This window comes from Flavobacteriales bacterium (genome assembly GCA_030584065.1).
Lineage (GTDB): Bacteria > Bacteroidota > Bacteroidia > Flavobacteriales_F > PHOS-HE28 > PHOS-HE28.
Genome location: CP129489.1, coordinates 2,878,614 through 2,892,490 on the forward strand (window position 1 = coordinate 2,878,614; position 13,877 = coordinate 2,892,490).

12 protein-coding genes are annotated in these 13,877 nt (G+C 61.7%); 8 read left to right on the top strand and 4 right to left on the bottom strand.

Going from position 1 to position 13,877, the window contains the following annotated elements; genetic code table 11:
- Positions 1-35: 35 nt before the first annotated feature.
- From QY325_12125 to accC, 8 genes are all read left to right on the top strand, one after another.
- Positions 36-1,469, top strand: a complete 1,434-nt coding sequence (locus QY325_12125; GenBank protein WKZ65506.1) for a leucyl aminopeptidase — start codon at positions 36-38, stop codon at positions 1,467-1,469.
- Complete coding sequence (pdxA, locus tag QY325_12130) at positions 1,466-2,539, top strand: 4-hydroxythreonine-4-phosphate dehydrogenase PdxA (protein WKZ65507.1); 1,074 nt, start codon at positions 1,466-1,468, stop codon at positions 2,537-2,539. Before QY325_12125 ends, pdxA begins: the two co-directional genes overlap by 4 nt.
- Before the next feature lie 155 nt (positions 2,540-2,694).
- Positions 2,695-3,210, top strand: coding sequence for a DUF177 domain-containing protein (locus QY325_12135; GenBank protein WKZ65508.1), 516 nt, complete (start codon positions 2,695-2,697; stop codon positions 3,208-3,210).
- Positions 3,211-3,229: 19 nt separating this feature from the next.
- A complete protein-coding gene (gene rpmF, locus QY325_12140; GenBank protein ID WKZ65509.1) occupies positions 3,230-3,421 on the top strand; it encodes a 50S ribosomal protein L32 in 192 nt (63 codons plus the stop codon).
- Between the two features lie 26 nt (positions 3,422-3,447).
- Positions 3,448-4,386 carry a phosphate acyltransferase PlsX gene (gene plsX / locus QY325_12145; GenBank protein WKZ65510.1) on the top strand — a complete coding sequence of 313 codons (939 nt, stop codon included), beginning with the start codon at positions 3,448-3,450 and terminating at the stop codon, positions 4,384-4,386.
- Between the two features lie 2 nt (positions 4,387-4,388).
- On the top strand, positions 4,389-5,399 hold the full coding sequence (locus tag QY325_12150) for a beta-ketoacyl-ACP synthase III (protein ID WKZ65511.1): 1,011 nt from the start codon (positions 4,389-4,391) through the stop codon (positions 5,397-5,399).
- A 113-nt stretch (positions 5,400-5,512) separates the two neighbouring features.
- A complete protein-coding gene (accB, locus tag QY325_12155; protein WKZ65512.1) occupies positions 5,513-5,998 on the top strand; it encodes an acetyl-CoA carboxylase biotin carboxyl carrier protein in 486 nt (161 codons plus the stop codon).
- Between the two features lie 148 nt (positions 5,999-6,146).
- Complete coding sequence (accC, locus tag QY325_12160) at positions 6,147-7,493, top strand: acetyl-CoA carboxylase biotin carboxylase subunit (GenBank protein ID WKZ65513.1); 1,347 nt, start codon at positions 6,147-6,149, stop codon at positions 7,491-7,493.
- A 24-nt stretch (positions 7,494-7,517) separates the two neighbouring features.
- On the opposite strand, the gene QY325_12165 is transcribed toward accC, so the two are convergent.
- From QY325_12165 to QY325_12180, 4 genes are all read right to left on the bottom strand, one after another.
- On the bottom strand, positions 7,518-8,510 hold the full coding sequence (locus tag QY325_12165) for a C45 family autoproteolytic acyltransferase/hydrolase (protein WKZ65514.1): 993 nt from the start codon (positions 8,508-8,510) through the stop codon (positions 7,518-7,520).
- 96 nt (positions 8,511-8,606) lie between these two features.
- Positions 8,607-10,247 (bottom strand): biotin carboxylase, encoded by a 1,641-nt coding sequence (locus QY325_12170; protein ID WKZ65515.1) that lies wholly within the window; start codon positions 10,245-10,247, stop codon positions 8,607-8,609.
- Between the two features lie 228 nt (positions 10,248-10,475).
- Entirely contained in the window at positions 10,476-12,761 is a 2,286-nt protein-coding gene (locus tag QY325_12175) for a hypothetical protein (protein ID WKZ65516.1), read from the bottom strand.
- Positions 12,762-12,780: 19 nt separating this feature from the next.
- Positions 12,781-13,773: a site-specific DNA-methyltransferase gene (locus QY325_12180; protein WKZ65517.1), complete on the bottom strand. Its 993-nt coding sequence runs from the start codon at positions 13,771-13,773 to the stop codon at positions 12,781-12,783.
- Positions 13,774-13,877: the final 104 nt, after the last annotated feature.

Here is a 13,877-nt window from a genome sequence, read left to right on the forward strand (position 1 = left end):
GGGCGGCCGCTGCCCACCCCGGCTATCTTCGGCCCATGATCGACCTGGCCAAGGGCAGCCGGCCCGCCGCTGCCCGAGACACCCTGGTGGTGCTCGACGAACCCGCGCAGCTCCGCAACCTGGACCTGGAACGCGCTGACCGTCAATACCTCGCCGAACAACTGAAGGGCGATCCAGCCCTGGCCGTTTGCGACATCAGCGGGCGCCTGGTGATGGCGCACCTCGCCGCCAAAGGCGACCGGAGCGGACAGCTGGAGAAGGCGCGGCGGGCCGGTGATGCCATGGCCGCCCGGCTCAACGGCGCCAAGCGCAGCGAGGCGCAGATCATCAGCCTGCAGGATGATGCCGGCCTGACCCTCGCGCTCGCGGAGGGCGCCGCGCTGGGGTCCTACGCCTTCCGCAAATACAAGACCGAGGCCCAAGGGGCGCCTACGCTGGAGAAGCTCACCGTGGTGGCCAAGGAGGTCTCGGCCGCTGAAGTAGAGGAGCTCGCCGGCCTATGCGATGCCGTCTTCACCGCCCGCGACCTGGTGAACGAGCCGGTGAGCTTCCTGAACGCCAAGCAGCTGGCCGCCGAGCTCCGCAACCTCAGCCGCAACAGCGGCTTCAAGGTGCAGGTGCTGGGCCGGGAACAGATCGAGGCCATGGGCATGGGCGGCCTCATCGCGGTGAACAAGGGCAGCGTGGACGAGCCCACGTTCAGCATCCTCGAATGGAAACCGAAGGCCCCGGTGAACAAGAAGCCGGTGCTGCTCGTGGGCAAGGGCGTGGTGTATGATACCGGCGGACTCAGCCTGAAGCCCACCCCGAACAGCATGGACCAGATGAAATGCGACATGGCTGGCGCCGGTGCGGTGGCCTGCGCCATTGCCGCTGCGGCCCGGCAGGAGCTGCCGGTGCATGTGGTCGGGCTCATCCCTGCAACCGACAACCGCCCCGGCGGCAACGCCTATGCGCCCGGCGATGTCATCCGAATGCACAACGGCCTCACCGTTGAGGTGATGAATACCGATGCCGAGGGACGGCTGATCCTGGCCGATGCACTCAGCTACGGCGAGCGCTACCAGCCCGAGCTCGTGATGACCCTTGCCACCCTGACCGGCGCCGCCATGCGCGCCATCGGCACCTATGGCAGCGCGGTGATGGGCACCGCCCCCGACACGGCCTTCCACCGGCTCGAGGCCGCCGCCGATGCGGTCTATGAACGCGTGGCGCGCCTGCCCTTCTGGGAAGAGTACGGCGAGGAGATCAAGAGCGATGTGGCGGACATCAAGAACCTGGGCAGCGACCTGGCCGGCGCCCAGACGGCGGGCAAATTCCTGGCCCGATTCACCACCCACCCCTACATCCACATCGACATCGCGGGGCCGGCCTTCCTCACCCGGAAGGATGGCTACCGAACCAAGGGCGGCACGGGGGTAGGCGTCCGCCTGCTCTATGAATTCCTGAAGCAACGCGCCAACGCATGACCGAACAGAGCCAACCCGTCCGCGTGGGCATTTCCTGCGGCGACCTCCAAGGCATCGGCCTCGAGGTTGTGCTGAAATGCTTCGAGGATGCACGCATGCTGGCGGACCTCACGCCCATCCTGTACTGTTCGGCCAAGGCGGTGAGCCATCACCGCAAGCTGCTCCAACTGGAGGAGGTGCAGTTCAACCGCGTGAACGATGCCCGCGAGGCCGTGCCGAGGAAATTCAATCTGGTGAACCTGTGGGATGAGGACCTTCCACTGGAGGTGGGGAAGCCCTCCGGGCAACTGGCGAGCTATGCCATCAAGAGCCTGGAAGCCGCTGCACAGGACCTGGCGAGCGGTAAGGTGGATGTGCTGGTGACGGCGCCCATTGACAAGCACAGCATGCAGCAGGCCGGATTCGCCTTCCCGGGGCATACCGAGTTCCTCCAGCATATGGCTGGCGCCGATAGCGAGGTGCTGATGCTGCTGGTGGGGGATGGCCTGAGGGTGGGTACGGTCACGGGCCACATCCCCCTGAAGGACGTGGCAGCGGCCATCACCACCGACCGGATCCTGACCAAGGCCCGATTGCTGCACCAAAGCCTCCTGCGCGACTTCGGCGTACTGGAGCCGCGTATCGCCATCCTGGGCCTCAATCCGCACGCCGGCGATGGCGGGGCGCTCGGCAGCGAGGACCGGGAGCGGATTGCGCCCGCCGTTCGCAGGCTCAGCGAGGAGGGCATCCGGGCCATGGGGCCCTACGCCGCCGATGGCTTCTTCGGCAACGGTAGCTACAAGCATTTCGACGGGGTGCTGGCGATGTACCACGATCAAGGCCTGGCCCCCTTCAAGGCCCTCAGCTTTGGCCATGGCGTCAATTTCACCGCAGGCCTGCCGATCGTGCGCACCAGCCCCGATCATGGCACCGGGCTGGATATCGCAGGCCAAGGCTTGGCTGACGAGGGTTCCTTCCGAGCGGCGGTCTGGCTGGCGGCGGACATCCGGCAGCGCCGGGAGTGGCATAAGTCCATCACTGCCAATCCTTTACAGCCACAGAAGCGGGAAAAGGAGCGGAAGGAAGGCTGACCGCGCCGGCCCGGTCCAGCCCCCGCTTGCCGCTCGCAGGCCGGTGATTGGCGAGCGGTCTTGCCCCCTATTCGTTGGCCCACCGGCTTCCCCCAGGCCTGCGCATGGCCGCAACCGCTACATTTGCCGACCACTTTTCGCAGGGATTCCCTGCCATGGAGCCGCTTCCAGAGCATACCATCCCCTTCACCGGCCTGAAGGACGGCACGCACGAATTCGAGTTCGAGCTGGGACCTTCGTTCTTCGAATCGGCCCATGAGGAGGAGTTCGAAGGCGGGCAGGTGAAGGCCGTGGTGCGGCTGGACAAGACGCCCACCCTGCTGGTGGCGAACATGCACTTGGAAGGCACCGTGGCGGTTCGCTGCGACCATTGCAACGCGCCGATGAACCAGCCGATATCCGGCGACCAGCGGCAGATCTTCCAGCTCCACGGCGAAGAGCAGCCCGACGATGACGAATTGGTGGTGCTGGATGCGCGCGCGCACAGCATCAACCTGACGCACTATTTCTTCGAGTGCCTGCGCCTGTCGCTGCCGGCCCGGCACGTTCACCCTGCCGGGCAATGCGACCCTGAGGTGGATGCCGTGCTGGGCAAGCTGGCGCTGGAACAAGAACCCGTACCCGATCCCCGCTGGGACGCCCTCCAAAAACTGAAACCGAAGCGGCCCTGAGCCGCAATCCCCCGCAGCCATGCCAAATCCGAAACGACGCTTCAGCAAGACCCGCACCGCCAGCCGCCGCAGCACCAAGAAGGCCGCTGCCCCCACGCTGAGCGTGGACAGCACGACCGGCGCCACCCACCTGCGCCACCGGGCCCACATGGAGGGCGACAAGCTCTTCTACAAGGGTCGCGTGGTGGTGGACAAGTCGGCCACGGAGTAAGGCCATAGCCCACCGCCCCAGCCTCGATGAGGATCGGAGTGGACATCATGGGCAGCGACCACGGACCGGTCGTGCCCATCCGCGGCGCAGCCATGGCGGCGAAGGAGCTGCCGGGCGACGTCCGATTGGCGCTCATCGGCAACGCGGAAGCCATCATTCAGGGCCTGCGCGCAGAAGGTGCGGATCCAGGCGGCTTCGACATTGTGGCCAGCCAGGATGACATCACCTTCCAGGACCATCCCACCAAGGCGCTGCAGGCCAAGCCCCGCAGCAGCATCTCCCTCGGCTTCCACCTGCTGAAGGAGGGCAAGCTGGATGCCTTCGCCAGCACCGGGAACACCGGCGCCATGCTGGTGGGCAGCGTATTCAGCGTGAAGCCGATCCCGGGCGTCATCCGCCCCTGCATACCCAGCGTGGTGCCCAAGGAGAACGGGAGCTACGGCATCCTGGTGGATGTGGGCGCGAACGCGGATTGCAAATCGGACGTGCTGGCGCAGTTCGGGCTATTGGGGGCCATGCTCGCGAAGCATGTCTACCACATCGCGGACCCGAAGGTCGGCCTGCTCAACATCGGCGAAGAGGAGAAGAAGGGCGACCTCCTGCGCCAGGCCACCTTTGAGCTGATGCGCGACCAGAAGCAGTTCCGCTTCATCGGCAACGTCGAGGGACGCGACCTCTTCAACGACAAGGCCGATGTGTACGTGACCGACGGCTTCACCGGCAACGTGGTGCTCAAGGCCGTGGAGGCCTTCCATGACCTGCTGGAGCAACGCGGGGTGCATGAGCCCTTCTTCGATCGGTTCAACTACGAGAACTACGGCGGCCTGCCGGTGCTGGGGGTGAACGGGAACGTGATCATCGGCCACGGCATCAGCAACGACCTCACCATCAAGAACATGATCCTCTTCACCCGCGAAGTGGTGGAGAGCCGCCTGAACGACCGCATCCGCGAAGCACTCACGTGAGCATGAAGGTCACCGCCGCCATCACCGCCGTAAACGGCTACCTGCCCGAGTTCCGCCTCACCAACCAGGTGCTGGAGACCATGGTAGACACCAACGATGCGTGGATCACCGAGCGCACGGGCATCAAGGAGCGGCGCATCCTCACCGGAAAGGACCAGGGTTTGAGCACAATGGCCATCGCGGCGGTGAACGGCCTGCTGGAGAAGCGCGGCATCGGTCCTGAGGAGATCGACCTGATGATCGTCGCGAGCGTGACGCCCGACCGTGTATTCCCGGCTACGGCGAACATCATCTGCGATGCCATCGGCGCAAGGAACGCCTGGGGCTTCGACCTTGGCGCCGCGTGCAGCGGATTCCTCTACGCGCTCACCACCGGAGCCCAATTCGTGGAGTCCGGCAAGCACAAGAAGGTAGTGGTGGTGGGCGGCGACAAGATGAGCAGCATCATCGACTACGAGGACCGCGCCACCTGCATCATCTTCGGCGATGGCTGCGGCGCCGTGCTGCTGGAGCCGAACGAGGAAGGCCTCGGCATCCGCGACAGCATCCTGCGCAGCGATGGCAGCGGCTGCCAGTACCTGCACCAGAAGGCCGGCGGCAGCTGGCGCCCCACCACCGAACGCACCGTGGAGCGGAAGGAGCACTACGTGTACCAGGAGGGGAAGGCCGTCTTCAAGTTCGCCGTGACGAACATGGCCGACGTGAGCGCCGAGATCATGGAGAAGAACGGCCTCACCGCCGATGATGTGGCCTGGCTGGTGCCGCACCAGGCCAACAAGCGGATCATCGATGCCACCGCCCACCGCATGGGGCTGGACGACAGCAAGGTGATGGTGAACATCGAGAAGTACGGCAACACCACCAGCGGCACCATCCCGCTCTGCCTGTGGGAATGGGAGCCACGGTTGAAGAAGGGCGACAATGTCATCCTCAGCGCCTTCGGCGGCGGATTCACCTGGGGGGCGGTGTGGGTGAAATGGGCCTATGACGGCTCATACCGGCAAAGGGTGTGACGCGCCGGCCGCTGACCATTGGCTCTGACCATCGATCCTCACACCCCCGCAAGCACCTCTCCCTCCCGCAACTACCTTGGCCGTCCCTTGAACCGGCCGCAATGCCAGAACCGATGAACCTTACCCAGATCCAGGAACTGATCAAGTTCGTCGCCAAGAGCGGCGTGAGTGAAGTGGAGATCGAGCAGAAGGACTTCAAGATCACCATCAAGACCCCGGCCGGCAAGAAGGAAGCCCCGGTGCAGGTGATCGCGCAACCCCTGCCCGCGGCACAGCCCGTGGCCTTGCCTGCGGCCCCGGCCCCTGCGGCCGCCCCGGCTCCCGCACCCGCCGCTCCCGCTCCCGCGGCCGACAGCAAGTACATCACCATCAAGGCACCGATGATCGGCACCTTCTACCGTGCGGCGGGCCCCGGCAAGCCGGTGTTCGTGAACGTGGGCGATGAGGTGAAGCCCGGCAAGACGATCTGCATCATCGAGGCCATGAAGCTCTTCAACGAGATCGAGAGCGAGGTTAGCGGCAAGATCGTGAAGGTGCTGGTGGACGACGCCAAGCCGGTGGAGTACGACCAGCCGTTGTTCCTGGTCGATCCCTCGTAGTGCCATTCACCACAGAGGCACAGAGAGCACAGAGGAATGCTTGACAGGCACGCAAGCGACTTCCTCGGCTCGAACGGCCTGGTGGTAGAGCTCATCTTCTTCTCTGTGTCCTCCGTGCCTCTGTGGTGAACCAGATCAGGAGCCTCTCATGTTCAAGAAGATCCTCATAGCCAACCGCGGCGAGATCGCCCTGCGCGTGATCCGCACCTGCCGCGAGATGGGCATCAAGACCGTGGCCGTGTACAGCACCGCCGATAAGGAGAGCCTGCATGTGCGCTTCGCAGACGAAGCCGTGTGCATCGGTCCGCCGGTGAGCAAGGAGAGCTACCTCAACATGCCGCGCATCATCGCGGCCGCCGAGATCACCAACGCCGATGCCATCCACCCCGGCTATGGCTTCCTCAGCGAGAACGCCAAGTTCAGCAAGCTCTGCCAGCAGCACGGCATCAAATTCATCGGCGCCACGCCCGAGCAGATCGAGGCCATGGGCGACAAAGCCACCGCGAAGGCCACCATGATCAAGGCCGGCGTTCCCGTTGTGCCCGGCACCGAGGGCCTCATCTCCGATGTGTCCGTGGCCAAGAAGGAGGCCAAGCGCATCGGCTACCCTGTGATCCTGAAGGCCACAGCAGGCGGCGGTGGCAAGGGCATGCGCCTGGTGTGGAAGGAGGAGGAGTTCGAGGAGGCCTTCGAGAAGGCGAGCCAGGAGGCCGGGGCGGCCTTCGGCAACCCCGGCATGTACATGGAGAAGTACATCCTGGAGCCGCGCCACATCGAGATCCAGATCGCCGGCGACCAGTATGGTACCTTCTGCCACATGAGCGAGCGCGACTGCAGCATCCAGCGCCGCCACCAGAAGCTCGTGGAAGAGACGCCCAGCCCCTTCATGACCAAGGAGCTGCGCAAGAAGATGGGTGCTGCCGCCATCAAGGCCGCTGCCAGCGTGAGCTACGAGGGCGTGGGTACTGTGGAGTTCCTGGTGGACAAGGACCGGAACTTCTACTTCATGGAGATGAACACCCGGATCCAGGTGGAGCACACGATCACCGAGGAGGTGATCGACTACGACCTGATCCGCGAACAGATCAAGATCGCGGCGGGCATCCCCATCAGCGGCCTCAATTACGAGCCTACGCGCCACAGCATCCAGTGCCGCATCAACGCGGAGGACCCCTTCAACAACTTCCGCCCTACGCCCGGCAAGATCACCAGCTACCACAGCCCCGGAGGCCATGGCGTGCGGGTGGACACGCACGTGTACGCCGGCTACACCATTCCGCCGAACTACGACAGCATGATCGGCAAGCTGATCGTGAGCGCGCAGACGCGCGAGGAGGCGCTGACCAAGATGGAGCGCGCGCTGAGCGAGTACGTGATCGAGGGGGTGCACACCACCATCCCCTTCCACCTGCAGCTGATGCAGAACGAGAAGTTCCGCGAAGGCGTATTCACCACGAAGTTCCTTGAGGACTTCGAGATCAAGAAGCCGGGCTAGGCACGCCGGGGCCGCCGTTGCGCCTCATTTGGCCAGGTACCTCCCCACAGGCCGCAACAGCACTACCTGCACCTCCTGTTCCTCGAAACGGGAGAAGCTCGCTTCCACCTGCTTGTCCGGCCAGATGATCTGCACCCGGCCCTTGGCCACGTCGTAGGCCGCAGTGTACAGCGTGCCGAAGCCGCGCAGGTATTGCTGGCTGTAGAGGGGGGGCTTGAGGAACTGCTTGATGAGCGCCGCGCGGGTGAGCTTCGGCTGTGCGATGCTGTGCTCCAGGTGGTGCTTGCGCTCTATGGTGTGCGTGAAGGCAGCGTACTCATCCCACTCCACCTGGTGCTGGTGGTTGCAAGCCACGGCCTGGTAGATCACCTGGGCCGGACGGTCGTGGTTCATGTACACGGTGGCGTACTTGCCGCTCTTGTCCACCACGGTGACGTTGTAGCCCATGTGCACCGGGATGCGTGAAAGCACCGCGCACGCCTCATCGGTGGTGCTGCAGGTCTCGAGCACGTACCGGATCACCAGCGGAATGCCGAAGCCGGATCCCCACACCTTCCGGCCACCGAAGGCGAGCGACACGGCCAGGCCGTCGATGTTCATGCCGTCGAGCAGGCCCCACGCGCTGTCTTGTATGCCGATCACGGGCTTGCAGTACTCGGTGTAGCGCAGGCGACCATCGAAGTACCGCGGGTCGAAGTCGTAGTTGCGGATGAGCGTGGGCGCTCCCTTGGTCCACGCCACCTGGGAGCAGCCGGCCATGTAAGGCGGCGGGTTCCACATGCTCAGGAAGCGCGCGGCAACATCGTCGTTGTTCGCCAGGCGGCAGAGGCTGTTGTACACCGGGATCAGCTCCGGCATGCGCAACTCCAGCATGCTCCGGCAGGTCGACTGGTCAGGACGCTTCTCCAAGCCTTCGCTCTCGTACCAGATCCTGAACAGGGGCCAGGCGTGGTCGAAGAACTTCTGCCAGCGGTCGCTGGGCCAGGGTTCACGGACGAGTTTCAGGTGGACGTACATCACTCACTTCGTTCGGGCGAATGGTCACTGGTGAATGGCGACTGGCGGACTCAGCGCCGGCACCAATGACCATTCACTATTCACCAAGCACTCTCATTACATCATCTTGAACCCCCCGATCTCCAGAAGGTGCTCGTGACCATTGGCGGCCGTAGCTCCCGGCGCCATGCTCTTGAACTGCCCGCGCATCGCCGCCAGCCACTTCTTGGCGCGCTCGGTGAGCTGGAAATCGTCGGTCATCATGCGGCCGCGCATCACCAGGATGCCCATGTCGGCGCCCTCGTAGAACCAGTCGCCCGGACGCGTGATGCGCAGGAAGAAGGCCTCGTTGTCCTTCTCCACATAGCGGCGGTGCGTGTCCATGCGCCAGAAGTAGATGCTGCCGTCGTCGCGCATGCGCCAGATGCCGCTGCGGGGGGCGTCGGTCACGCGTTGCACATCCTCGGCGGTGTACTTGATCACCATCTGGCCCCAGCTGTCGATGTTGCGCGGGTCGCTCCAGCGGCGGTTCAGCGCGTTCACGCTCAGCTCGTACGGCACGTTCATCCATTCCAGCGTGTGGAAGAGGTGGAGCGGCGCATCGGCCAGGGCGAAGGCGGCGTGGTTGGTGATGGAGCTCGCGCCGGTCACGCGCGGGTTCAGTTCGCCGAGGTAGATCTCGCCGTTGTCGGTGTCGATCAGGAAGTCGAGCTCGAAGTAGCCCTTGTAGCCCTCCTTCAGCAGCTGGTCGCCGAACTTGCGCGCATAGCGGCGTGCCTTCGCGCGGACCTCCGGTGTGAAGGTGTCGGCGTAGATCTCGTTGCCGCACCAGCCGCCCTTGTACGGCGTGAGCTCCTTGAAGCCCACCAGCTCCGTCATCAGCGGGGCCACGATGGTGCCGTGCCGCGTCACACAGGCCTCCATGGCCGCGCCACGGCAGTTGATGCGCTTCATGATCTTGCACTCCTTCTCCGCCTCGATCTCCTTGGCGTACTTGGCATACTCCACCTCGTTCTTGATGAAGAAGGTGGTGTGGCCGCTGTCGCCGTAGGGGGTCTGCACCACCAGGTCGCTGCCCAGTTTCCCTTTCGCCGCGACCTGCAGGAGGTGCGCGTAGTTCTTCACCGGACTAAGCACGTATGGCACGCAGGGCACGCCGGCCTTCTCCGCCACGCGGTTGGTGTTCACCTTGTTGTCCAGCCAGCTGCGCAGCTTGGCGGGTGGGAAGATCACCTCCAGACCGGCCTTCTTCGCAAGCGCTTCCGTCTTCTCGTCGAACATCAGGAAAAGGGCCTTGCCTGCGGTCTTCCCGCTCATTCTCCTGCTCTCGATGAAGTCGCGCACCTCGCTGTGGGTGAGCAGGTAGTTGTTGATGTCCTCGATGCTCTGGAACTCCTCGTGCGGCTCCTCGGTGCGCGGGCTCATCAGGTTGGGGTGCAGCCCATCGAAGCAGTCGATGTAGGTGATGAACTTGAAGCCCTTGATCCACTCGTCGGCACCCAGCAGGTTGAAGTTGGTCGCACTGATGAAGTAGAGCGGCACCTCGTTGCGGTGGAAGAAGCGGCGGATGTCGCTGATGCCCTTGAGCAGGTTCGCGGGCTTCTTCCGTACGACCCGCTTCCTGGCCGGTGCATTCTTCTTTGCGGCGGCCTTCTTCGCTGGGCGCGTCGTCCGTGTGCTGGTCGCCATGCTTGCCGTGCGCGTGGCGGTGGCCTTCTTGGCGGCTTTGCGGCGGGCGGGGGTCTTCTTTTTGGCCATGGTGCTGGTCAGTGGTAGCAAAGTAAGGCGGCCGGTCCGTTGGTCATAGGGTTGGGCGTGCCCCCGTCCCAAATGCGGCCGGGGTCGCGTGCTGCGCTATAGCCGGACTTGTCAGGGCCAGCGGCTGCAGCACTGCGGGGTCTTCCTTCGGTCGCCTCCTCGTTGCTCGCATCCGCAAGGCCCTGCCTGCACCGGGCTGCCGCTGCGCCCGCTCACGCCAATTCGCGGCTATTCCGAATCCATCTCAGGAGGAGGGGACCCACCCGCAACTTCTCTTTGGGTATATACGATGCAACCCTTGACCAAGCGCCTGAGCTCGTCTCTTCGGTACTCATCTATCTGATCTTGCTCGAGATCACTTTGAGTGATAGACGTGACATCTGATTGGACATCCTGCCAATGGATGAGCACATTCATGACCAGCCAGATCTCGAAGCGCTTACGGAATGAGGCACCTAAGGCAATGTCCTTGCGGTCAAACACGTTGGACATTTCAGCATATCGCGGGAAGAGTGTGCTGTAGCGTATGACCAAGGTGTCCTCGGCTGTTACATAATCATAGTCTGCTGCTACGGCGTCAACCTCCTTAGGCCAGTTCAGGGACACCCACTCTTCGCTATCCATGGATTCAACCGGCTGGCAGTCGATCTTGGGCAGATTGATTTGACGAGTGTTGGTCTTGGCGGGAGGCTCCTTGACAATGGTAATGGCTACGCTAGCCGCGATGGTAGGCTGGTCCATTGGGTGTAACTCTACCCTGAATGAACCCGAGGTTCCAACCTGAGCATCAGGTGCGGCGGCCAGGATTACTCGAAGGTGGCCATCGCGCAGTTCACTTGATCCAGCTACTGAAACCCCTTCCAAGTTGACTATGAAACTGAACCTGCTCAGTCGCGGGTCTCTTGCATCGTGGTAGCGTGAATGTGCGTTTGTACGAAGCCTCAGGTATCTTCTTTGACCAGGGAAGAGTTCTATCGGTTCACTGGCGAGGATCTCGAGCAATGACGGGGGCTCGACCACAGGGATCGGGTCCGGCTTCCTAGCCGCCTTTCGATCTCCACTACCGGTTCGCTTTGACTGATCGCCTGTACTCGATTTTGCCCCTCCTGCATCTTCTGCAATTGAATAGCCGAACACCTTGAGCATTCTGGCTACTTCGCGCCGAACCTCTCTCTCCGCTTCTTCGTCCCGCTCTTTGGTTCCGGCCCGCTTAGCCTCCTCCTGTAGTTGGGCAAGTCGGTCGTCACTTTGAAAGGCTTTCAGTAGTTCGTCACGTATGAGATTCTGTACAAGACCCTTGCGAGACTCTTCTCTATTCGAGACGAAGAGCACGCGCTTGGCATCGTCGGACAGATCATCGCAACTGATGTGTACGACCATCCTGGAGGTCAGGTGAGTTAGACCAGCTTCTTTCCGAAGCAGGCCTGATGTCCATTCAGCGTGTGTTTGACCATTGACGGTCAGAACGATAGGTCTCGCTCCATTGACGAATGCTTTGTTCGGTGCTGTTTTCGTGCTGGGCTCAAGCACCCAGTACTCGATTCCAATTCGGCCGAACTCCCCGAGGTCAGGAAAGAACATCGGGCAGGAGTAGCTAAGCTTGGACGACTCATCGTCTTCCTCTCGAGCTCCATTCAGCGCACTTCGAGAACCCTTGATAGTTCTGGAGTACTTGTGAACGTCGTTCTCGAAGTAGAACGGAAGCACGGGATCGAAGAGGATGGACTGAGAGCGACCATAAAGACTATTGGGGCCCAGAGGAGAGGGGTAGTCGTCTAGGTCGTAGCCATAATGGCGCACAACAGTGGAATACTCTCCTAGTTGATCAACTGGTTCGCACGTCAGTACAGATTCGGATCTTGTCAGATAGACGTAGGACCCGAGCTTAACCCCTGCAGGGGGTTGAAGTTTCACAATCGTGAAACCGACTTGGTCTGGTGCTCTAGTATCACGGGAGACGATTAGAGTATAGTCCGATGAGGCAAACGTTGCCGAGCCACCTTGGCCAAAGGCCCCAATGAGATAGAACTTATCCAGCTTGTTCTCCGCATTCAGACTGAGGATCGTCCTGGGTATGGCATCAGGCGCCAAGCCAACACCCTTATCCGCGACTTGGACTGTACGCTTCGCTTTGCCGTCTCCTTCTAATAGTCTGACCGTGACACTCTGCAGAGCAAGTTGGCGTCTGGCAGAAGGGGTCAGTTGATGCAGCCCCTGAATTGGCACATTGAACCATGCCGCAGCCGCTTCTCGTGGCGTTCGACATTCTGGACGCCCGTTATGTTCATTGTACGCCCGTTGAACAACAGCATCAATACCGTTCGTGACCCGCTCAATCAAGGCGCGGGCTGGATCGCCCGCAACTTGAATACTCCCACTGTTGTTCGTTCTACCGCCGACTGGCTTCCATGTGATTACAGCTTCATGGATGGTCACGAACTCTTCAACAAGACGACGCACTTCGTTCGCCTTGTCTGTCAGCAATAGCGCAGTAAGGAACTCTTTCTCGGTCATGGCGTTAGGCCAAGTTGATTTACACAACCTCGGTTTCAATGAGCTTGGGGAAGCGCCCCATCGCCCCTTCCAGATAGCTATCCACAACCTCAGTCGCGAACCATGTTCTGCCCATCTCCTCAGCAGCAGCCCCCGTGGTCATGCTCCCTCCAAACGGATCGAATACGAGGTCCCCAGGCTCCGTGCAAAGACCAATGAAGAACTTGGGCAGGGATATTGGCATGCGCGCGGGATGCTGCTTTAGTCCCTTGGCCTTGCAGTACGCATGGTATGAGTCGGAGCTACCTGTGTTAGAACCTACAAGGAAGTTGTCAGCCTCATGTTGCAGGACATTCGGTGGGATGGCACCACCGTTGTCAGAGAGGAAGGAAGTTGCGGAAATGACGTGTTCCGACGGGCGTGTTCCGGCGTTATAGGATTGCTTCTTGAGCAGCTTGCGCATTGAAGGACTATAGGGCACAAGGACCCCGCGATTGTTCGCCTTCGGCCGTGGTGTTGGACTCAGCCACCAGAGCATTGTGAACGCGTCTTTCACTCTCGTTCGGTCAACTGTTACCCATTGAGCTGGTGTTGGCAGTTTGGCTGGGTTGTACCAAACGAACTGCTGACAGAGGTATAGGTTGGCTGCTTTCTTGAACTCAAGAAGTGCTTCAAGAGCAAGTGTGGACATGACCGGTAGCCCTGGCTCCCATGAATTGCCGATTTCAATAACGATGGAGCCGTCAGGTCGCAAGACATCAGTTAGCAGTACCGCGTATTCGCTCAACCACTTCTTGTAGGCATCACCGGTCTTGTTGTCGTACGCCTTCTTTCGATTCAGGGGAAAGGGAGGCGAGGTGAAGACGAGCTGCACCTGGCCTCGAAGATCCTTCATCGCCTTGGACTTTAGCAGGTCCTCCGATGAGCCATTAACGGCATAGCCATGTTCAGTTTCGAACGAGACCTCCATACCATCAGGGAGTTTACTCTTGAGGATGTTGCGGATTATGGAGTGGCTCTTATTGCGGGCCATGTGATTCCTGAGTTGTGTGTTCGTTCTTCTTGAGATTCTTGACTGCCTGGACGTCTTTCACGTTGTATGCGAAGCATTGTTCTTCTTCGCAGCCGCCTTGGTCT

What these genes read in the sequence shown, in the direction of transcription:
- QY325_12125 (WKZ65506.1), top strand. Translation starts at nt 36, where the DNA reads ATGATCGACCTGGCCAAGGGCAGCCGGCCCGCCGCTGCCCGAGACACC.
- pdxA (WKZ65507.1), top strand. Translation starts at nt 1,466, where the DNA reads ATGACCGAACAGAGCCAACCCGTCCGCGTGGGCATTTCCTGCGGCGAC.
- QY325_12135 (WKZ65508.1), top strand. Translation starts at nt 2,695, where the DNA reads ATGGAGCCGCTTCCAGAGCATACCATCCCCTTCACCGGCCTGAAGGAC.
- rpmF (WKZ65509.1), top strand. Translation starts at nt 3,230, where the DNA reads ATGCCAAATCCGAAACGACGCTTCAGCAAGACCCGCACCGCCAGCCGC.
- plsX (WKZ65510.1), top strand. Translation starts at nt 3,448, where the DNA reads ATGAGGATCGGAGTGGACATCATGGGCAGCGACCACGGACCGGTCGTG.
- QY325_12150 (WKZ65511.1), top strand. Translation starts at nt 4,389, where the DNA reads ATGAAGGTCACCGCCGCCATCACCGCCGTAAACGGCTACCTGCCCGAG.
- accB (WKZ65512.1), top strand. Translation starts at nt 5,513, where the DNA reads ATGAACCTTACCCAGATCCAGGAACTGATCAAGTTCGTCGCCAAGAGC.
- accC (WKZ65513.1), top strand. Translation starts at nt 6,147, where the DNA reads ATGTTCAAGAAGATCCTCATAGCCAACCGCGGCGAGATCGCCCTGCGC.
- QY325_12165 (WKZ65514.1), bottom strand. Translation starts at nt 8,510, where the DNA reads ATGTACGTCCACCTGAAACTCGTCCGTGAACCCTGGCCCAGCGACCGC.
- QY325_12170 (WKZ65515.1), bottom strand. Translation starts at nt 10,247, where the DNA reads ATGGCCAAAAAGAAGACCCCCGCCCGCCGCAAAGCCGCCAAGAAGGCC.
- QY325_12175 (WKZ65516.1), bottom strand. Translation starts at nt 12,761, where the DNA reads ATGACCGAGAAAGAGTTCCTTACTGCGCTATTGCTGACAGACAAGGCG.
- QY325_12180 (WKZ65517.1), bottom strand. Translation starts at nt 13,773, where the DNA reads ATGGCCCGCAATAAGAGCCACTCCATAATCCGCAACATCCTCAAGAGT.